The sequence below is a fragment of the Vibrio sp. 811 genome (assembly GCF_033339195.1).
Window position 1 is genome coordinate 1 of record NZ_JAWOUB010000009.1, and the last position, 19,314, is coordinate 19,314.

Annotated in this window: 19 protein-coding genes; 12 read left to right on the forward strand and 7 right to left on the reverse strand. The window is 45.7% G+C overall.

The window, feature by feature from the left end:
- The first annotated feature begins 97 nt into the window (after positions 1-97).
- Positions 98-718 carry an HAD-IB family hydrolase gene (locus R7Q46_RS14560; RefSeq protein ID WP_213871348.1) on the forward strand — a complete coding sequence of 207 codons (621 nt, stop codon included), beginning with the start codon at positions 98-100 and terminating at the stop codon, positions 716-718.
- Between the two features lie 116 nt (positions 719-834).
- Here the strand turns inward: R7Q46_RS14560 and R7Q46_RS14565 are convergent, their stop codons facing one another.
- Positions 835-2,013, reverse strand: a complete 1,179-nt coding sequence (locus tag R7Q46_RS14565) for a lytic polysaccharide monooxygenase (protein WP_149191659.1) — start codon at positions 2,011-2,013, stop codon at positions 835-837.
- 214 nt (positions 2,014-2,227) lie between these two features.
- Entirely contained in the window at positions 2,228-2,668 is a 441-nt protein-coding gene (locus R7Q46_RS14570; RefSeq protein ID WP_031780811.1) for an Lrp/AsnC family transcriptional regulator, read from the reverse strand.
- Between the two features lie 114 nt (positions 2,669-2,782).
- Here R7Q46_RS14570 and R7Q46_RS14575 point away from each other — a divergent pair, with 114 nt between their 5' ends.
- Together R7Q46_RS14575 and R7Q46_RS14580 are read left to right on the forward strand one after the other, a co-directional pair.
- The gene (locus tag R7Q46_RS14575) at positions 2,783-3,367 is read left to right on the forward strand and encodes a LysE family translocator (protein ID WP_005482872.1); all 585 of its coding nucleotides are present in this window, start codon (positions 2,783-2,785) and stop codon (positions 3,365-3,367) included.
- Between the two features lie 177 nt (positions 3,368-3,544).
- Positions 3,545-4,318: a siderophore-interacting protein gene (locus R7Q46_RS14580; protein ID WP_053303996.1), complete on the forward strand. Its 774-nt coding sequence runs from the start codon at positions 3,545-3,547 to the stop codon at positions 4,316-4,318.
- A gap of 99 nt (positions 4,319-4,417) precedes the next feature.
- On the opposite strand, the gene R7Q46_RS14585 is transcribed toward R7Q46_RS14580, so the two are convergent.
- Together R7Q46_RS14585 and R7Q46_RS14590 are read right to left on the reverse strand one after the other, a co-directional pair.
- On the reverse strand, positions 4,418-5,290 hold the full coding sequence (locus R7Q46_RS14585; protein ID WP_017633836.1) for a LysR family transcriptional regulator: 873 nt from the start codon (positions 5,288-5,290) through the stop codon (positions 4,418-4,420).
- A gap of 80 nt (positions 5,291-5,370) precedes the next feature.
- A complete protein-coding gene (locus R7Q46_RS14590; protein ID WP_262638584.1) occupies positions 5,371-6,177 on the reverse strand; it encodes an arylamine N-acetyltransferase family protein in 807 nt (268 codons plus the stop codon).
- A gap of 293 nt (positions 6,178-6,470) precedes the next feature.
- On the opposite strand from R7Q46_RS14590, the gene R7Q46_RS14595 reads away from it, so the two are divergent.
- From R7Q46_RS14595 to R7Q46_RS14615, 5 genes are all read left to right on the forward strand, one after another.
- Complete coding sequence (locus R7Q46_RS14595; RefSeq protein ID WP_262638583.1) at positions 6,471-7,619, forward strand: S-(hydroxymethyl)glutathione dehydrogenase/class III alcohol dehydrogenase; 1,149 nt, start codon at positions 6,471-6,473, stop codon at positions 7,617-7,619.
- 62 nt (positions 7,620-7,681) lie between these two features.
- On the forward strand, positions 7,682-8,521 hold the full coding sequence (gene fghA / locus R7Q46_RS14600; protein WP_005374382.1) for an S-formylglutathione hydrolase: 840 nt from the start codon (positions 7,682-7,684) through the stop codon (positions 8,519-8,521).
- Positions 8,522-8,965: 444 nt separating this feature from the next.
- The gene (locus tag R7Q46_RS14605; RefSeq protein ID WP_005374384.1) at positions 8,966-9,421 is read left to right on the forward strand and encodes a hypothetical protein; all 456 of its coding nucleotides are present in this window, start codon (positions 8,966-8,968) and stop codon (positions 9,419-9,421) included.
- 5 nt (positions 9,422-9,426) lie between these two features.
- A complete protein-coding gene (locus tag R7Q46_RS14610) occupies positions 9,427-10,524 on the forward strand; it encodes a GGDEF domain-containing protein (protein WP_053303994.1) in 1,098 nt (365 codons plus the stop codon).
- Positions 10,525-10,548: 24 nt separating this feature from the next.
- A complete protein-coding gene (locus R7Q46_RS14615; protein WP_225495804.1) occupies positions 10,549-10,938 on the forward strand; it encodes a hypothetical protein in 390 nt (129 codons plus the stop codon).
- Positions 10,939-11,031: 93 nt separating this feature from the next.
- On the opposite strand, the gene R7Q46_RS14620 is transcribed toward R7Q46_RS14615, so the two are convergent.
- Complete coding sequence (locus tag R7Q46_RS14620; protein WP_213867980.1) at positions 11,032-11,835, reverse strand: HAD family hydrolase; 804 nt, start codon at positions 11,833-11,835, stop codon at positions 11,032-11,034.
- Between the two features lie 94 nt (positions 11,836-11,929).
- Entirely contained in the window at positions 11,930-12,817 is an 888-nt protein-coding gene (locus R7Q46_RS14625; RefSeq protein WP_256896177.1) for a LysR family transcriptional regulator, read from the reverse strand.
- Positions 12,818-12,943: 126 nt separating this feature from the next.
- Here R7Q46_RS14625 and R7Q46_RS14630 point away from each other — a divergent pair, with 126 nt between their 5' ends.
- From R7Q46_RS14630 to R7Q46_RS14640, 3 genes are all read left to right on the forward strand, one after another.
- Entirely contained in the window at positions 12,944-13,810 is an 867-nt protein-coding gene (locus tag R7Q46_RS14630) for an MBL fold metallo-hydrolase (protein ID WP_025507420.1), read from the forward strand.
- A complete protein-coding gene (locus tag R7Q46_RS14635; protein ID WP_262638582.1) occupies positions 13,804-14,424 on the forward strand; it encodes a DsbA family protein in 621 nt (206 codons plus the stop codon). The genes R7Q46_RS14630 and R7Q46_RS14635 overlap by 7 nt, the downstream gene beginning before the upstream one ends.
- A gap of 117 nt (positions 14,425-14,541) precedes the next feature.
- Positions 14,542-16,221 (forward strand): RluA family pseudouridine synthase, encoded by a 1,680-nt coding sequence (locus R7Q46_RS14640; protein WP_262638581.1) that lies wholly within the window; start codon positions 14,542-14,544, stop codon positions 16,219-16,221.
- A 98-nt stretch (positions 16,222-16,319) separates the two neighbouring features.
- Here R7Q46_RS14640 and R7Q46_RS14645 read toward each other — a convergent pair whose 3' ends face one another.
- Positions 16,320-17,660 (reverse strand): MATE family efflux transporter, encoded by a 1,341-nt coding sequence (locus R7Q46_RS14645; RefSeq protein WP_017633826.1) that lies wholly within the window; start codon positions 17,658-17,660, stop codon positions 16,320-16,322.
- 505 nt (positions 17,661-18,165) lie between these two features.
- On the opposite strand from R7Q46_RS14645, the gene R7Q46_RS14650 reads away from it, so the two are divergent.
- Entirely contained in the window at positions 18,166-19,314 is a 1,149-nt protein-coding gene (locus R7Q46_RS14650) for a GGDEF domain-containing protein (protein WP_025768745.1), read from the forward strand.

Here is a 19,314-nt window from a genome sequence, read left to right on the forward strand (position 1 = left end):
TAGCATGAGTAGTTTTACAGGCAAAGCCGAAACGGATGATAACCACCTACTGAAGTAGGTGGTTTAGGGCTGAAAAACCAAAAAATAGGCGCTGAATTTGCTCGATACTACTAAGCCGTCACTGGCACTGTTTGATTTTGATGGCACCATCACCCGAGAGGATATGTTTAGCCTTTTCCTCCACTATTCTGCTTGTGGCCTGCGCAAACGAGTAGGAAAGGTCGCTATCATGCCATTTTATGCGCTGTACAAACTCGGAGTGTTACCCGCTCGTGTTATGCGCCCTCTCAGCAGTTTTATTGCATTTTCAGGGAAAGAAACGCAGAAAATTGAAGCGATTGGCACTCAGTTTGCCCATGAAGTGATCCCGCTGTACTTACGGCCAGAAGCGATGGAAAGGTTGGCGTGGCATCAGCACAGAGGCGATACCATTGTGGTGGTGTCGGCATCACTCAATGCGTATCTCAAGCCTTGGTGTGAAGCGAACGGTTACCACTTGCTGTGCAGTGAACTGATCTCAGAACAGCCAAAACTGAGTGGCTTTTACCAGCAAGGTGATTGTAGTTTAGAAAAAAAAGTCTCGCGCGTTAGGGCCACGTTTTCGCTCGACGAATTTGCGTCTGTTTATGCCTACGGTGATACACACGAAGACATTCCGATGCTCAAACTGGCAGACTACGCGATGCTCAACTGGAGCGAGTGGAGAGCAAGCGAATAACGATATGTGCTCTGATTTTCAAGACAACCACTCGACCAAAGTGATCGTTTTAGGCTAAAAAAACAAACCCTTCTCACATGAGAAGGGTTTTATTGATCAGGGCCCGAATAACTGGCTTAACGCCATACCCCCCATTGACCCGTTGTGCCTGGTTCCTCACCAGACGTCCACCACTGAGCGGTCCATTCTTTACCGTTGTGCGTCACCACATCACCTTGGTCGTAAACAGCCGTCTTGTCCCACAAGTTGGTTGGTTCAACTGGTGGCGGTACATCCGCTTTGATCAGTGACAACGCATAACTGAAGTCTGCGCTTGGCGCTAATACTTGGTTCGCATTCACGTTGTTACTATCGAACATGTAGTGGCTCATCTCTTGATGCCAAATGCCCACATACCAATCGCCCGTTTGCTGCGCGTTAAATTGATCTGCTATTTCTGCCGCCCAAGTCGCCGTATTGTTCGCACTGATTGGTAGTGAAATATCGACAATTTCATTGCCTGTCGCATTAAACGTACGAAAACGGATGGTGTCACCCGCTTCTACTGGTCCGAAACCTTGCTGAACAAAGTAGCCTAGAGATGTCAGATTATTGCCCGGTTCGGTTGGATCAACAGGGTCAGTCGGTGGCGTCGTGCCTGTTCCGTTTAACGTAATGTCACTACAGTTGTAGAAACCTTCCCCAGCGACATCAATACGCTGCCAACGAGTGTAAAGTACCGCATCGCCCGAACGATCAGCAGGGAAAGTCACCTGAATACGGTAGCGTTTTTCCGCATCAACATACACATCACCTGCGGTGTCGATCAGCTCTAAATCACTCCAAGTAAGAGGTTTTGAATCATCATAAGTTGGCTTGGTGAGATAGAATTCCCAGTACGATGGGTTGTGCGGCGCTTTGCCGTAAAACACCAATTCAATCTGGTTATTTGCATCTGGCGTAACATTGGTGCGCTGCCAGTTTGGAGAAGGAATGTTCAAGCCTTTCTTAGCTGTATCGCCAGCAGAACATAGCTCACCGTCGCGAACCACGGCTTTCACATGCTCCATATCTCGGTAATTTGGTACGTTTGCTGCAATTTCGCTACGCTGCACAAACGGATACGCGCCAGATTCATCAAAAGCCGCTTTACACGCTTGGTTAGGGATCTCGTTGGTCCAAAAGCCACCGTCTAAATAACACGTATTTTGACGAGCACTTGGAAACTCTACCCAGCCGTGGGCGTTGACGTTAAATGAGCTCAATGCGGCAACAGCGCTTAAGCTCAAAAGAGGAAGTGTTACATGTGATTTCATCGTTCATCCTTAATTTTGCTGACTCGCCGCTCTGAAGCACAAGCGGTTTAAGCAAAACTAGCAGGATGGGATTATTTAGAAGGTGAGAATAAATATGGAAATTGTAAGAGTGCCATCTGCTTTCCAGCATTTGTTGTGAACCATTCTCATACTCGACTGACTCTTTCGAGTCACTTCAAATTCATGTGCCACAAAAACTGTCACTCTCGTTTGGCTATCGCTCGTCTTTTGGTGTGTCCATCACCACCATCGTTGTGATCGACTTGACGTGTTCGCACTCACCCAACACATCAGCATGGAACGCTTTATAAGCGGCGAGATTTTGCGTCTCTACGCGTATGAGATATTCGTTAGATCCCGTAATGTTGTGACATTCCACCACCTCGTTTACAAAACGCACATGCTCTTCGAAACCCAGCTGTGCCTGCTTAGAGTGCGAGGCCAAACCAATCGACACATAAGCGACAAAACCCACGCCAAGTTGCTGATTATCCAGTACTGCTCGGTAGCCTTTGATCACGCCTTTACGCTCTAAATCTTGCACTCGGCGTAAGGTTGCAGACGGAGATAAACCAACGCGTTCCGACAGCTCCACATTGGAGATTCTTCCGTCTCGTTTGAGCACTTGCAATATTCTTTCGTCAAATCTATCCATGATGATGTTTCATTGCTTATTTAGTTTCTAATCATCAAATAAAAGCACAATATTGACCTCAGTTCTACTTATAGTTGTTCTCAACTTATCGAGAACTGATTCAAGGAACAATCTATGGAATATCATCAACTGGGCGCTTTGGCGTTGTTCGCTTTTGTCTCCACTTTTACGCCGGGTCCCAATAACATTATGTTGATGACCTCAGGGGCAAATGTCGGCTTTAAACGCACTATCCCACACATGTTGGGCATTACCTTCGGCTTTGGTGCCATGCTAATTTTGGTGGGTATTGGCTTGATGAGCCTGTTCCATGCCTACCCGCTAACCCACTCGATTTTAAAAGTATTGAGCTTGAGTTATTTGCTGTACTTGACGTACAAAATCGCCACCAGCGACAAAACCGAAGCAAAACACGATTTTCGCCCGATGTCTTTTTTAGGGGCTGTTGCATTCCAATGGGTGAACCCAAAAGGTTGGTCGATGGCGTTGACGGCCATTACGGTATACACCAGTGGCGGTTCTTGGCTCGAACTGACTTTTATCGCCGGTATCTTCTGTTTAGCCAACTTGCCATCGGTGACATTTTGGACGGCGGCAGGCATGCAATTGCAGCGTTGGTTGACCACCGATAAACGCGTTAAGGGGTTCAACTACAGCATGGCCGCTCTGTTGCTTTTGTCTACGATTCCAATGATATAAGTCCATTTATGGTTAAAAACGACTCACTTTACGTAATTGGGAAAGGACAGATACTGCATTTTGCTTGAGGCTTTGGCGTTAATTCACAGTGTAAATTTGTTTAAAGACGCTACCCTCTTGTTAGGGAACTTGATAATCTTTAAATGAGAAAGAGAATAATTATCGAGTAAAGTAACAATGAAAAAGAAGCCTCAACCTAAAACGCTTGTTGTCACAGACACAGAAACCATCACTCCAAACATGCAGCGCATTACCTTGCAAGGTGAGGCGCTGAGCCACTTTCCTCGTGACTGCGAAGGCAGTTACATCAAATTACTGTTTAACGATATGGGCGGCGCGGATCTGAGCATCCTGTCAGAAGACGACCGACCAATCATGCGCACCTATACAATTCGACGCTTTCATCCAGAAACCAGTTCAATCGAAGTTGATTTCGTCCGACACGTAACGCAAGATCTGCAATGCGGATTTGCCGCACGTTGGGCAATGGCCGCGCAAAAAGGCGACACGATCAGCATCGTGGGGCCGGGTAGCATCTCCAACTTAAATACTGAGGCGGATTGGTTCTTCATGGCTGCCGATATGACGGCACTTCCAGCACTTTCTGCGAAAATTCGTACGCTGCCAGAAGAGGCCAAAGGCTACGCTGTGATCAGCGTGATGTCTCCAGCCGACATTCAACCCCTAAACACGCCAGCCGGTATGGAGTTGATTTGGCTAACAGAACAGCAAACCTTGGCTGATAGCGTTCGCGAACTGGAATGGTTAGATGGTAACGCTTCGGTATGGTGTGCCTGTGAGTTCGATTCAATGCGTGCGCTGCGCCAATATTTCCGCAATGAGAAAGAAGTCGATCGCGAGAATATCTACATCAGCAGCTATTGGAAGCAAGGCGTGTCTGAAGATGGGCACAAAGTGATTAAACGTGAAGACGCGGAATCCAACCAATAGTGGTTCATTTATTTCCAGTTCAAGCGCTTATCCCAATAAAAACGCCCGGCATCACCGGGCGTTTTAGCAACTTCAGTTGTATTAAAGTTCATGAAAACTCTAATCCGCTAGTTCCTGCGCTAAAAAGTCGATCAACAACCTCACTTTGGGCGATAAATTTCGGCTTTGTGGATACAGTGCCCAAATGCCTTCACGGTCGTCTCGGTAATCGGTCAGCACCTCGACTAGCTCACCGTTATCTAGGGCTTCTTGAACGTAATAGTCCGGCAACTGCACTAAACCCAAACCACGTTTGGCGGCGCCCATTAGCGCAAAACCACTATTGCATTTAATCCTCCCCGACACGCGCAAAGACTTATCGCGTTTATTTTCCTTAAAATGCCAATAATCGACCGAACCAACCAAGCACTGATGTCGAGCCAGTTCGGATAATGTGTGAGGCTCGCCAAATCGCTCCAAATACATAGGGCTAGCACACACGTAATTTTGACGCGACGAAAGACGCTTTGCGATCATGCTGGAATCTTGCAGGCGGCCAAGACGAATCGCCACGTCTACCCCTTGCTCTATCAAATCCAGTTTTTGATTGGTCAGAACTAAATCGAGGTCCACACGCGGGTACTTCTCCAAAAACTGATGCAAGAGCGGTGCGAGGTTCATTTCCCCATAGGTCACAGGCGCTGTCACACGCAGCAAACCTCGCGGTTCGGTTTGCATTTGCGTTACAGCAAGCTCAGCTAGTTCTAGCCCTTCGACCAAGTGTTTGCACTGCTGATAATAAAGCTGTCCAGCTTCAGACAGAGAAACTTTTCGCGTCGTGCGATGCAGTAACTTAACCGCAAGACGCTCTTCAAGTGCCGATACGCGGCGACTGATTTGTGCCACTGACGTTTTCAGTTTAGCCGCGGCAGCTGTAAAGCTGTTGGTTTCCGCTACGGCAACAAACTCGCTGACTCCTTCCCAATTCGCCATGCTGTATTCCTGTCGACCTCTTCTAGACAAATAGTGATTACATTGTTCTCGTCGCGCTACGCTTTGAAAACTGGAAAACTTTACGCGTCAGGTAACGGACGAAGATCGTCGTATTGCGCATCAAGCTCAATGCCAAAATATTCTTTCAACGCATCCAGGTAGGTTTGACCTGGCTCTAGCTCTATTTCTGTTAGCTCTTCATGATTGGTGCATCTGAGTGTGTAGTTAAGCAGCGTCACCAACCCACTTTCTGTCGCTCTAGCAGCGACTCTTGCGCTAGTAAAACGCGAATTAGGTGAAGTCGAGGTAAAGAAGTTGCTACATGCAATGTCACCAGCACACACGAACTCTAGGTCAAAGCTGTATAGATTGTTCCACGTGTCCGTTCCATCGGTTGAAAGCACTTGGAGGAAATAACCAAACTGAGCATCTTTGACAAAACGGAAGGTTTGTAAATCCGTCTGAATCACTTGGTCAAGGATAAATGGCAATGGCGCTCGAGGGGTATTGGAGCCAAAACCCACATCGACAATCCATGTTTGTTCCTCTAACGTCACTAACGTGATTTGATGACTACGACCTGTTGGTGTACCAGACACATGTACACGCCCTAGCAAACTTCGCGCTTCAAACCCAAGAGTGTTGAGCACATCAAGCATTAAACCATTTAATTCAAAGCAGTAACCACCGCGAGAGTGGTACACGGTTTTTTGAATAATATCTTCAATCTCAACAGAGACGCCTCGCTGCAATGCGATGTCAAAACTCTCAAACGGCAGGCAACGATGCTGCGCCACGTGAATTCTGTGCAATGACTCCAAATCGGCGGGCAATTCACTAGGCAAGCCTAGCTTGGTTAAATAGGCACTCAGATCCGTCTTATTCATAATCACTCTTACTTAGCTGATGGTTTGACAGTTTTCTACTTTAGCCCCTCTATCTAACTTCAGGTCAATCACCTTTTCCATTTCCCTTCCGCTTTAAGGAGGCATCGCACTCTTTTTACACGCTCACCTTATCATTATTACGCATATGTAAAAATCATTTTCAAAATGGACGGATTATCATTTTTACTGAAACACCTAAAATGAGCACCAACAAAACGACGAAGCGCGGTAAGCAAACCTTAACTACGCTTATTACGTCACTCCATATACTGAAAATATAAAGGAAACATCCAATGTCGCTTGAAATCAAACCTGGTCAAACTCACATAAAATCAAAAGCAATGGTCGCTTGGGCTGCAGGTGAGCCGCTTAAAATGGAAGAAGTGGATGTACAACTTCCAAAAGCCGGCGAAGTGCTAGTACGCATCGTAGCAACTGGTGTTTGTCACACTGACGCATTCACACTATCAGGTGACGATCCAGAAGGTATCTTCCCTTCAATCCTTGGTCACGAAGGTGGCGGCATCGTTGAAATGGTTGGCGAAGGCGTAACAAGCGTTGAAGTTGGCGACCACGTTATCCCACTTTACACTGCTGAATGTGGTGAGTGTAAGTTCTGTAAATCTGGCAAAACGAACCTATGTCAGGCCGTTCGTGAAACGCAAGGTAAAGGCCTAATGCCAGATGGCACAAGCCGATTCTCTATCAACGGCGAAACTATCTTCCACTACATGGGTTGTTCTACTTTCTCTGAGTACACGGTTCTTCCAGAAATCTCACTAGCGAAAGTAAACAAAGAAGCACCACTTGAAGAAGTTTGTCTTCTAGGTTGTGGCGTAACCACTGGTATGGGTGCGGTATTAAACACAGCTAAAGTTGAAAAAGGCGACACAGTGGCAATCTTTGGTCTCGGCGGTATCGGTCTTTCTGCAATCATCGGTGCTCGCATGGCTGGTGCCAGCAGCATCATCGGTGTAGACATCAACGAAAGCAAATTCGACCTAGCGAAACAACTTGGTGCAACTGATTGCATCAACCCACAAAAATTCGACAAGCCAATTCAAGAAGTGATTGTTGAAATGACAGACGGTGGTGTTGACTACTCATTCGAATGTATCGGTAACGTAAACGTGATGCGCCAAGCACTTGAGTGCTGTCACAAAGGTTGGGGTGAGTCAGTCATCATTGGTGTTGCTGGTGCAGGTCAAGAGATCTCAACTCGTCCGTTCCAACTGGTAACTGGTCGCGTATGGCGTGGTAGCGCTTTCGGTGGCGTTAAAGGCCGCTCTGAGCTTCCAGAAATCGTAAACCGTTACATGGCTGGTGAATTCGGCTTACAGGAGTTCATTACCCACACAATGGGATTAGCAGACGTCAACAAAGCGTTTGATCTGATGCATGAAGGTAAGAGCATCCGAACAGTTATCCATATGGATCAATAATGCTGCCTCAGGCTCTCCTTTTGGGGAGCCTGAATTCCTTCTGCTAATTAGAGAGTTTATTCATGACCATTGAAAATGTAAGCCAAGCCAAAGTGTTTGGCGGTTGGCACAAGCAATATACACACGAATCCAATGCCCTAAACTGCACCATGCGCTTCGCGATATTCTTGCCACCTAACGCAACGAAATCGAATCCCGTACCCGCGCTATACTGGCTCTCTGGTTTAACGTGTACCGATGAAAACTTTATGCAGAAAGCGGGCGCATTTCGTATGGCGGCCGAGCTTGGCATTGCGATCATTGCACCAGACACAAGTCCGAGAGGCGAAGGTATCGCTGACGACGAAAGCTATGACCTAGGAAAAGGAGCTGGCTTTTACCTTAATGCGACGCAAGCACCTTGGTCACTGCATTACTGCATGTACGACTATGTGACTGAGGAGTTACCTGCGATCATCGAAAGTAACTTCCCTGTCTCTGACGTGAAGTCGATTTCGGGTCACAGCATGGGCGGCCACGGAGCGCTCACCATTGGTCTGAAAAATTCAGAACAGTACCGTTCTATTTCAGCGTTCAGTCCAATCAGTAACCCAATGCAATGCCCTTGGGGACAAAAAGCCTTTACTGCTTACTTAGGCAAGGAGCTTGAAAGCTGGAAGCAATACGATGCAAGTGAACTTCTAAAACAACAACAATCACCATTACCAATTTTGGTTGATCAAGGTGATGCTGATGGTTTCTTAAATGAGCAGCTTAGACCGGAAGCGCTGATTGCTGCGGCAAAAATACACGATTCAAACCTAACCTTGAGAATGCAACCAGGCTATGACCATAGCTATTACTTCATCTCAAGCTTTATTGAAGAGCACCTCAACTTCCATGCAAAATATTTGTTTGCATAGTTAATTTAAGTAAGCTCATGAAATAAAAAATAAAGTCACCAAAACTAGGTGACTTTATTTTCTTTACGTACTAACAAATACATATCTGAATATCGATGATTTAAATATGTAAAATAATGTAACTTAAGAAAAAATTCGACGTCCATTTCTCGCCTTATTAAATTCTCATTTCCGACACAGTATCTTTATTAAAAATGAAACAAAGCTGCACTAAAAACCAATTAAATACCGCGAAATCATTACGAAACTCTACTATCATCCCAAGACTCTGAGCTTTTAATTAAGAAGCAACTTAATAACCTTGACGTGACGTAAACCGACAGTTATTTTTGAAACATAACGTATTATAAAATCTCATCCGGTTGGCTCTATAATTATAAATAAATTACCGCTAGCACCTTTGTCCTAGCTAAGAAAAAAGAATAAAACTCAAAAGGGCATATGATGAAAAAGATAGTCGCGCTAGGTCTGTTTTTTGTTGCGCCATTCTTGTCTGCAAATACGATCGTATTTAGTAGTAGCCAGCAGCCTAGTGTCATACTGGAACTGGAAGAGATCCAAGCTTTACCTACCACTAGCTACACGATGACATTGCCTTGGCTTCCTGCCTCGTCAGAGTTTTTAGGCGTTAAACTCAGCACGCTTCTTACACACGTCTATGGAAAGGTACCAGAGCAGGTTGATATCAGCAGCTTAAACGACTATCACTCGACATTGTCCCGACAAGATATTCTTCGATATCAACCAATACTGGCTTATCAACAAGATCAGAATTACATAAAAGTCAGGAATAAAGGCCCTTTCTGGGTGATATATCCACTCAATCTCTATCCAGAGCTAAACTACAATAAATATCATGCGCAAATGGTATGGCAAGTAAATGAAATAAAAGAAAAATAATAAGAATGAAGTTATCAGAACCCTATTCTAAGAAACAAAGAATATTGCAATATTCTACCACCAGCAAAATGCTGCTGGTGGTGTTTGCCGTTTCTTTGCTTCTCGCGAATGTCGTGCTTTTACAGCAAACACGTTCACTCTCACAAAATTTTAATAACGAACAAAAACAAGCGACTTGGTTTTTATTCCAACTCTCCAAAGAACTATCAGAACTTGTCGGCGAGGCCAGACGGTTAGATGAAAACGTATTGAATATTGACGGTGCAGAGCTTCAATACGAGTTAGCGTGGAGTCGCTTTGACTTATTGACCAGTAGCACGAAAGCCAATAAGTTCTTTTCTCGGAACAACATGCACCTTTACTTCATTAACCTTTTTGAAGAGTTCAAAGAGCTAGAAAAACAACTAGTAGAAGCTAGAACAGGTGATAGCCAAGCTGCTGCTGCATTTTATCGTTCAACTCAAACACTATATTTAGGCTTAATAGACTTCGTTAATCAAAACTTCCGTCTAAGTAGTAAAGCTTATGAAGCACAAAAAGGTCAAACCCAGCGCTTAATGCAAGCACAATATATGTTGTTTGCGACGTTCGTTTTGTCGATTATCTCTCTAACTTATTTCTTTTATCGTGAATCCCATTTTCATAGAAAATTGGCGCTAAGCGACCCTTTGACGAACCTAGGGAACCGCAATGCACTATTCATTACCCTAAACAAATTTACTCAAGAAAAAAGGCCCTTTTCTCTCTGGATTCTAGATTTAAATGGTTTTAAAGAAGTCAACGACACACACGGTCACCAAGTTGGCGACACTGTACTGCGGGAAATCGCTAGGCGGCTTAATTCTATGACACTCAATGATTTTACTGTTTATCGCATGGGAGGAGATGAGTTCGCGGTTATACTTGAAGGTGAACATCTCAATGAAGAGAACGTACGTGAGCAGATAAATACCGTCTTTGATGCACAAATATTAAACTCCGATAAAGTCTCAACACTTTCAACAAGCATGGGCTTAGCGCAATACCCTAAAGACAGTGACAATGTTGACTTTCTTATCAGCATAGCGGATAAGCGCATGTACAAAATGAAATTTCAACGTTAAACGGTATATATGATGAGAAAGTTCATGCAAGTACTGCTTCTACTGGCAGTCATTGCGGCAGGTGTGTTGGCTTGGGTATTTATTCCATCGCACGAAACCATCGGGCAAAAAACGCTTGAGCAGGCACTCAACGATGACTACAGCCTCGTTGGACATCGAATCTACTCAACCGATCCGGATGCTGGCAACCGATTCGGCTACTTCGTATTGGCAACGGGCCAGAGCATTGAAGAGCAAGAGCCGTTTTTGGTCACTTCGGATCAGTTTATTCGCATGGAGCAAACGGGTGATAATACCTTGTCTGTGACCATCAATGGCCGTATTTACCATTATCATAACGCCTTGTGGGTGCCAAAATCAGACGGGAAATTGCAACACTTTTTAGTCAGCGCAACCGCCAAGTACGTACGCTAAAACGGGAACCTTACTCCCCCCAAAAAAACAAAGCCCCGCAGTGTATGCGGGGCTTTTTACGTGAAGAAGAAAATAACATCGAAAAAATGAGCGTTACTTCGCTAATACTTTCTCTTTAATCACTTTGAGTACCCCAGCCTCTTGGTTGCTTGGCGCAGAATAACGAGCAATTTTCTTAATCTCTTCGTGCGCGTTGGCTACCGCGTACGAATGCTCACTGACTTGCAGCATTTCGAGGTCATTGAGGTAGTCACCAAACGTCATAGTTTCTGCCGGAGTAAAATTCATCGTCTCTTGAAGATGCTGAATGGCCGCACCTTTAGAGGCCTCGGCATTCATCACATCCAGCCAGATTTTTGCACTCACCACGACTTTATGCGTTGCGCCAAACTTCGTATTCATGGTCGGGAACAGGAGCTCTTCCGAACCGCCAAAGTGACAAATTGCCACCTTAATGAACTCGTCTTCGACCTCAAGCAAATCCGGCACATATTCACAGCGGTGGTAGTACTTTTGAAATTCTTCCAGCGATTGCTGATCATGCGTTTCGATGTACGCCGAGCGCTTGCCACACAATACGATGTTCGCTCCGTCAATCTCACGAGCCGCTTTCACAATCTCCAACACTTCCGCTTTAGGAATGGTACAACTGTAGAGCTCTTTGTCTTGGTACATCACTAAGGTGCCGTTTTCAGCCACATACAACAGTCTGTCTTTGATTGGCGCAAACGTGTCTCGCAGACTGTAATACTGACGACCAGACGCAGCGGAGAACAAAATACCTTGCTCTTCCAGTTGCAAAAACAGATCGAAAAACTCCGGATCCAAACGACCGTATTGGTCAAGCAATGTGCCATCCATATCGGAAGCAATAAATTTGATGCGAACTTGTGACATTAACTAAAACTCTAAATGACGCTGCGAAAATATATCCATGTAAGGTACAGGATCTTGTATGAATCTCAAGTCGGGATGACGACGCCTTTCGCGATTACCAATGATGCTGTTTAAAGTAATCTTCACTGTGATCGATGAAGGCTCTCACCGCAGGAGACAAGTGTTTACGCGATGAATACAGCGCGTAAATGTTGAGATCATTTGGCTTCCAATCCGGTAACACCGACTCAAGCTGACCCGATTGCAGATAGATATTACTCAAATAGGTTGGCAGCATCGAAATACCCATGCCTTGTAAAGCGCCATGCAATAACGCCGTGGCCTCATTGCTGGTTAGGCGACATTCAATTCCCACCGATTCGAACTGATCGCCCTGAGACAAATGCCACACATGACGCTCAAAGTTTTTGTAACCCAAACAGTCGTGTGAAGATAAATCTCGCGGATGCGCGATCGCGTGGTGAGTTTGCAAGTATTGTGGCGATGCCACCAACACCGATTCACACACCGCAATCGGCTTACCAATCAAAGAAGGATCGGGATCTGACGCAATTCGGATTGCCAGATCGATGCGTTGCTCGGTTAGATCACTCACTGAATCTTGCAGATCTATGTCGATATGTACTTTGGGGTGCTTTTGCATAAAACTGTTTACTGCTGGGATCAACTGTGAGAATCCAAATGAAGTGCTAGACGCGAGACGGATTTTTCCGGACAGTTCACCATCAACGGCAATGTTCGACGTCAACGTATCGGCCTGTTTCAACCAGCGCTCAATCTGAGGCAAGCTGCGTTCCCCTGCGGTGGTGAGCGACACCTTGCGCGTGGTGCGGTGCAACAAACGAGTTTGCAGCCAGTTCTCCATCGCCTCTACATAACGAGTCACCATTGGCCGAGACATGTCTAACCGCTCTGCGGTCGCAGTAAAACTGCCAGAATACACCACATCCACAAATACTTTTGCTGCCGTTACTCTGTCCATAGATTTGCTCGAAATAAGAAATAGTGATGCACATTATTGTGTATTTTTCCGAGCGTATCAATTTTCTAATATAGCTCCCGTTCCCAAGCCATTGTCGCTTGGCCCCAAATTCTTTAGGAGCTTATTATGAAAAAATTCACTTTGATTGCTGCATCCATTTTAATGGCAAGCCCTGTCCTAGCGGCAAACCACTCTCCCCTTACTCTTGAGGTTTACAACGCCGACGGTAACAGCTTCCACGTTAACTCAACCTTGGTATACGGTGAGACTGACGCCATGGTCATCGACACTGGCTTCACCAAAGCTGATGCGATGCGCATTGCCGCTAAAGTGTTGGACTCAGGCAAAACGCTTAAAACCATTTTTATCAGCCAAGCGGACCCAGACTACTATTTTGGCGCAGAGGCCTTACACCAACAGTTCCCTGATGCGCAGATCATCGCAACGCCTGCGGTTCAAAAAATTATTAAAGAGAAATTGGCTGGAAAGCTGGCGTACTGGGGACCAAAGCTTGGCGCAAACGCACCGGTAAAACCAGTGATCCCTGTCGCGTACGATAAAGCATCATTAGAGCTAGAAGGTCATAAGATTGAAATTCGTGGTAACCATGGCACATCAGCGCACCGCCCTTACCTATGGATTCCAGATAACAAAGCGATTCTAGGTAACGTAGCCGTGTACTCAAACGTACATTTGTGGATGGCCGATGCCGCTGACCAAACCGCTATCAATGCTTGGGAGCAGCAGCTTAGCGAGATGCTTGCGCTTAAACCTCAAGTGGTCATTCCTGGTCACATGAAAGCAGGCACAAAGCTGAACGCAGACACCATTCGCTACTCGCAACAATACTTGCAGGATTTTCAGCAAGCGAAAAAACACAGCAATAACAGCGTTCAACTCATTGACACCATGTCAGCGAAATACCCAGAAGCTCAATTGCCAATCGCGCTAGAAATCGGTGCAAAAGTGCATACTGGTGAAATGTCATGGTAACCGTGCATTACTTCTTCGATCCCATGTGTGGTTGGTGCTACGGGGCATCACCACTCATCGAAGCCTTGATGGACACCTCTCAATTTAAGGTAGAGCTTCATCCCGGCGGTATGATTGAGAAACGCGCGATTGAATCTGAATTTCGTCAGCACATCATCAACAGTGACGCTCGTATCGCAACCGAAACCGGAGCAACGTTTGGTGAAGCATATCTGCAACGCGTGAAAAGCGAAGATGCGTTTGTTCTTGATTCTTATCTACCAACACAAGCGATCTTGAGTGCGGAGAAAGTGGGGCTGAATCCATGGTACATGCTAAAGGCCATCCAATCCGCGCATTATCAGCTCGGGTTAAAAGTGAATGAAGCATCGACGCTCAAAGCCATTGCAGAATCGCTAGGTTTAGCAAACGATGTGTGGGAGCAAAACATGACGTTAAGCGAAGCCGATCTAGATGAGAAAATTCGCTCCAGCCGACAGTTGATGCGACAGTTACACGTTGGTGGTTATCCAACCCTGATTGCAGAAGTAAATGGCGAGTACTTGACCTTGCCGCACTCGACCTACTACGACAAACCGGCACAGTGGAAGCTTGCATTACAAAAACTGCAATAAGCTCTTCCCCACTCGCTCTTGTTCTTAATCCAAGAGCGAGTGCCAACACCGACATGGCAATCCTGACTCAAACAGGTACAATCCTCGCTCGATTTTTTACTCGCGCGGATACCCACCATGCACTCGCCTGAACATTGTTTTACTCGTTTTACTGCTGATATTTCTGGCTATGAATTGCCAACGCAGTTTACGTTTCCGTTCTACTACACGCCGCATCCTCTTTGCGTTATGGCCGCAAAGCAATTGCAACAGCACTTATTAGCGCAAACCGACTTCGAACACGATTTTGGTTTGGTTAATGAAGAAACGGGGCGAGGCAAAATGTTTGGCGTATTGCTGGTAGAAAACCCTCAAGGCGAACTCGGATTTTTAAGTGCGTTTTCTGGCAAAATTGCTGACCAAAACTTGATTCCAGGGTTTGTCCCTCCTGTGTATGACATGCTGACCGATGAAGGTTTCTTCCGCGCAGAAACGGATGCCATCAACGCCGCCAATGCGGAGTACAAAACCTGTGCCGCGAATCCGGAATTGGCAGATCTTAAAGCGCAAATACAAGCCGACCGAGCCGCTTATCAACAAGAAGAGCAAACACAGCGCCAAGTGATGATTGACGGCCGCGCCGCACGCAAACGACAGCGTCAACAGGGCGAGCAAACACTCAATGCCGATGACCTCAAAATCTTATTGGATGAGTTGGGTAAGCAAAGTGTCGCCGAGAAAAACGTTCTCAAATACTTAAAGCAAGCGTGGGATGAAAAGCTTGCAATCAAAGAAGCGCGCTTGGCTGAGTTAGAGCAGCAACTTGCTCATCTGAAAGAACAGCGCAAAACGCTCTCCAACGCTTTACAGCACAAACTGCATAAACAGTACCGCTTTCTAAACAGCCATGGCGAAGCACGCGACTTGGTGGACATTTTTGCGGACACCACAAACCCAATACCACCAGCAGGTGCAGGGGAATGTGCTGCGCCAAAACTGCTCCAATACGCGTTTAAATACGGATTCAAACCGCTGGCGCTGGCAGAATTTTGGTGGGGTGTGTCGCCAAAGTCTGAAGTTCGCCAACACAAAAAATTCTACCCATCGTGCAACAGCAAATGTCAGCCGATTTTGGGCCATATGATGCAAGGGCTGGATGTCGAACCTAATCCATTGGCGGAGAATTGGGCAGAAGACAAAGAACTAGAGATAATCTACCAAGACGACGCTATGGTCGTCGTCAACAAGCCCTCGGGCTTACTTTCAGTGCCTGGTAAAACTATCAAGGACTCTGCTTATACGCGCCTACAAGCGATGTACCCTGATGTGGAAGGGCCGTTTGTGATTCATCGTCTCGACATGGCGACCTCTGGCATTTTGGTGTTTGCCTTAACTAAGCGCGCGAACAAAAGTCTGCAAAAACAGTTTATGGCTCGCGGCGTACAAAAACGTTATATGGCACTGCTCGAAGGCGTATTAAACGAGCCTGAAGGGGAAATTTCACTGCCAATGCGTGGTGACCCCGACGACCGCCCACGTCAACTGGTGTGTTTTGAACACGGGAAACATGCAGAAACCTACTGGCAACTGATTGAAGTCAAAGATGGGCGCAGCAAGGTATACATGTATCCGAAAACCGGGCGAACTCACCAACTACGTGTACACAGTGCTCATCACATGGGGTTAAACATGCCGATGGTTGGTGATGGTTTATACGGCGAAAAAGCGAATCGCTTGCACCTGCATGCTGAGATGCTAGAGCTGGATCATCCATACAGCAAAGAGCGTATGGTGTTCCAAGCTGAGTGCGAATTCTAACGTCTTCCCGATTTTAAATAACAAAAAGGCACTGACTATCAGTGCCTTTTTTTGTTTTCTAACAACAGAATAAGCGTGATGCGTAATACCGAAAACCGTTAGCTCACCTTAAACTTGGTCCACACCTGAGAGCGCCAACGTCTTGCCATGATGATACCACGTACCCATTCATCGAGAGCGATTGCCATCCAAGCCCCTAAAACGCCATAACCCAAGTGGATGCCAAAGATGTAAGAGAAAAGCACGCCTAGTCCCCACATACTCAAAATCCCCATTTGCACTGGGAACTTGATGTCACCCGCGCCTTTGAGCCCCGCGATAAAAATCAGGTTAAACACACGTCCAGCTTCGAGCAAAATTGAGCCCATGACTAACGAACTTGCCAATGCGAGTATTTCCGGTTGATCGGTAAATACGCGTAGAATCTCTTCTCTAAACAGGTAAATCAGTGTGGTTGCCGCCGTTGATGCCACAAATCCCACTAAGAAGTAGATTTGTACGCGTTTTAAAATGCTACTCACCCAACCTTTACCGATGTAGTAACCGGTCTGAATTTGCGCAGCCTGACCAATTGCCAGCGCGAAAGCAAACGAGAAACGGGCAATGTTTTGCGCATAAGTGAAAGCCGCTAACGATGCCGTCCCCATTTGCACCACAAAGTATACAATGCAGATTTGCGCCACGTTGTAAGACAGCACCTCACCCGCGTTCATGCCGCCGATTTTTAAGATCTTTTTGTAAATCTCTGCCGGTACTTGTTTCATAGTCGACATTGGTAGTTCAATGCTACTGCGAGCGAGAATAAACCATAACATTAACGTACCGATGACTTGGCTGACGACGGTTGCTATTGCTACACCTTGCACACCATACACAGGTAAACCGAATGGCTGGTAAAGCGCAATATAGTTACCAATGATGTTGAATACACCCGAGATCAAATTCACCACCATTGGGGAACGTGAATAACCATGACTACGCAGAATAGTTGTAAAAACAACGCCAATCGTAACGTTAAACGTCATCGCACCGCTTATCAGCAGATATTCATGAGCGTACTGCTCGACTTGCGCTTCCAAGCCGTAATACGGGAGTAGATATATCGCACCAAGCACGGCAATCACACTCAATAGCACACCGACGAGCACAGACAACGCAATACTCGCAACACCAACGCTCACTGACTCTTGCTCGCGTCCAGCGCCATTGTATTGGGCAATCAAAATCCCCGTACCGCTACTGACAAACGTCGAAACGATGATTAAAAAGAAGGTAATCTGCGTGATCACACCAACAGCGGATACGGCTTTGTCTGAGTAGCCACTCAGCATGAACACGTCACTGGTTCCTAAAGCCGTCCGTAGCAAAATTTCGACAAGAATTGGCCAAGCTAATGCCACGATAGACATTCGTTGGTTGATGTTTTGGCTTTTAGGCATGCTTGTAACCTTTCCTACAACTAAAACTGCCTCACAATTTTGTGAAGCAGTTTAAAAATAGTGACTCGAACGAAGCTCGATATGAGGTTGTGATTTAGCGCGGATTCTAGTCGCATATTGGTCATAACGACAACAATATTTCGCCCTGTTTCGGAAAAATATTTCTAATGCATTTTCGAAACGACATATGCCTTGACGATACGTAGAGCAGAGATTGGTGAACAATACTCTCAATCAACGAGCACCGAACAGAATCAGGATAATCAATAGAAATGTGTCTAACTAGATACATTACTTTGAGTTATCAGTCCAACCATATAGAGCCATGAAGAACCGTCATGAAAACCTGCATGCGCCACCATTCCTCTTTGAACACTCGCACCAAATCACACTGATGGCTTTGCACTAAAAATGACTGATATCACATTTGGAAACTTTGTTGTTCTATTTATCGCGAAAATACCGCCTAGAATAAGCGTACACGTTAATTAAGCAAGGATACGTAATGTCGACATTGGCTGGGGCGCGCTTAGAAGAAATGGCGGACATCCGCTCAACAAGAAAAAAGAAAATTGTCTTTTTATGCTCCAGTATCGCCGCTGCCTGTTTAACTTATGGTTCCATTGCTCAATCACTTGAGAATAACTGGGGCTTAAGCTTTTTCCATGCTTTGTGTGCCTTGGCATGCTTAGCAATCAGTTATGTAATAAAAGTCCAGCGGCACCATCAATACGCCGACTTATGGCTAAGTGCTGTCTTAATGTTCGAAGGGTTATTGTTACTTCTGTATAACGACGCTCCGTCAGGCAAAATGTTATGGCTATATCCTATTGTCGCCACTCTGGTATTAATTAATGAGTTTAAGGTCGGTCTGTTGTTCAGTGGCACCTACATTTTACTGATCTTTTTTGGGGTCGCTTTTTTAGATCGACTGCCAACAGCCACAGAAATCATAGAGCGGAGATTGATGCTGACCCTGATAGCGACCGCGTTTGTGTGTCACACGTTCTCGTATTACTACACGAAAGTCCTCAATTACATTCAAACACTGTATCGTGAAGGGATTGAGGAGTTAGCATATTTTGACCAGCTCACTGGGCTTGCCAATCGCTGGAGCTTTGAGACTTGGGCGCGCGCAAAGCTCGATGAAATCAAGCACTCATCTGATGACAGCATCACCGCATTGGTTTTTCTCGATATCGATAACTTCAAGCACATCAACGACACCTACGGGCACGATATTGGTGACCAAGTACTTCAAGCCTTCGCAACTCGATTAAAAAATAACATTCGCAACAAAGACAGAAAAACCGATAAACACGACTACTCCATCGCTCGATTTGCGGGCGATGAATTTGTAATCATGCTTTACGATGTAAAAAGTAAAGATGACCTCGACAGCATCCTAAAACGGATCGTGAATCTGTTTCCGACAGGTTACCGAAGCTACGATATGATTAACGAGTTAACAATGAGTGTAGGTGCTGCTATCTATAAGCAAGATGCAAAGGATTTGTCTGAATTGACTCGATGTGCAGATAAAGCAATGTACGCAGCTAAACATACTGGTAAAAACCAGTACGCCTTTTATGAGCACTGCAATACGGAAGAACAGTCAACATCTGATGCACCAGCGGTACCAGAAGCTTGCTAA

Excerpts from the sequence above, each read along its gene's own strand:
- R7Q46_RS14565 (WP_149191659.1), bottom strand. The coding sequence starts at position 2,013 with ATGAAATCACATGTAACACTTCCTCTTTTGAGCTTAAGCGCTGTTGCC.
- R7Q46_RS14570 (WP_031780811.1), bottom strand. The coding sequence starts at position 2,668 with ATGGATAGATTTGACGAAAGAATATTGCAAGTGCTCAAACGAGACGGA.
- R7Q46_RS14575 (WP_005482872.1), top strand. The coding sequence starts at position 2,783 with ATGGAATATCATCAACTGGGCGCTTTGGCGTTGTTCGCTTTTGTCTCC.
- R7Q46_RS14580 (WP_053303996.1), top strand. The coding sequence starts at position 3,545 with ATGAAAAAGAAGCCTCAACCTAAAACGCTTGTTGTCACAGACACAGAA.
- R7Q46_RS14585 (WP_017633836.1), bottom strand. The coding sequence starts at position 5,290 with ATGGCGAATTGGGAAGGAGTCAGCGAGTTTGTTGCCGTAGCGGAAACC.
- R7Q46_RS14590 (WP_262638584.1), bottom strand. The coding sequence starts at position 6,177 with ATGAATAAGACGGATCTGAGTGCCTATTTAACCAAGCTAGGCTTGCCT.
- R7Q46_RS14595 (WP_262638583.1), top strand. The coding sequence starts at position 6,471 with ATGTCGCTTGAAATCAAACCTGGTCAAACTCACATAAAATCAAAAGCA.
- fghA (WP_005374382.1), top strand. The coding sequence starts at position 7,682 with ATGACCATTGAAAATGTAAGCCAAGCCAAAGTGTTTGGCGGTTGGCAC.
- R7Q46_RS14605 (WP_005374384.1), top strand. The coding sequence starts at position 8,966 with ATGAAAAAGATAGTCGCGCTAGGTCTGTTTTTTGTTGCGCCATTCTTG.
- R7Q46_RS14610 (WP_053303994.1), top strand. The coding sequence starts at position 9,427 with ATGAAGTTATCAGAACCCTATTCTAAGAAACAAAGAATATTGCAATAT.
- R7Q46_RS14615 (WP_225495804.1), top strand. The coding sequence starts at position 10,549 with ATGCAAGTACTGCTTCTACTGGCAGTCATTGCGGCAGGTGTGTTGGCT.
- R7Q46_RS14620 (WP_213867980.1), bottom strand. The coding sequence starts at position 11,835 with ATGTCACAAGTTCGCATCAAATTTATTGCTTCCGATATGGATGGCACA.
- R7Q46_RS14625 (WP_256896177.1), bottom strand. The coding sequence starts at position 12,817 with ATGGACAGAGTAACGGCAGCAAAAGTATTTGTGGATGTGGTGTATTCT.
- R7Q46_RS14630 (WP_025507420.1), top strand. The coding sequence starts at position 12,944 with ATGAAAAAATTCACTTTGATTGCTGCATCCATTTTAATGGCAAGCCCT.
- R7Q46_RS14635 (WP_262638582.1), top strand. The coding sequence starts at position 13,804 with ATGGTAACCGTGCATTACTTCTTCGATCCCATGTGTGGTTGGTGCTAC.
- R7Q46_RS14640 (WP_262638581.1), top strand. The coding sequence starts at position 14,542 with ATGCACTCGCCTGAACATTGTTTTACTCGTTTTACTGCTGATATTTCT.
- R7Q46_RS14645 (WP_017633826.1), bottom strand. The coding sequence starts at position 17,660 with ATGCCTAAAAGCCAAAACATCAACCAACGAATGTCTATCGTGGCATTA.
- R7Q46_RS14650 (WP_025768745.1), top strand. The coding sequence starts at position 18,166 with ATGTCGACATTGGCTGGGGCGCGCTTAGAAGAAATGGCGGACATCCGC.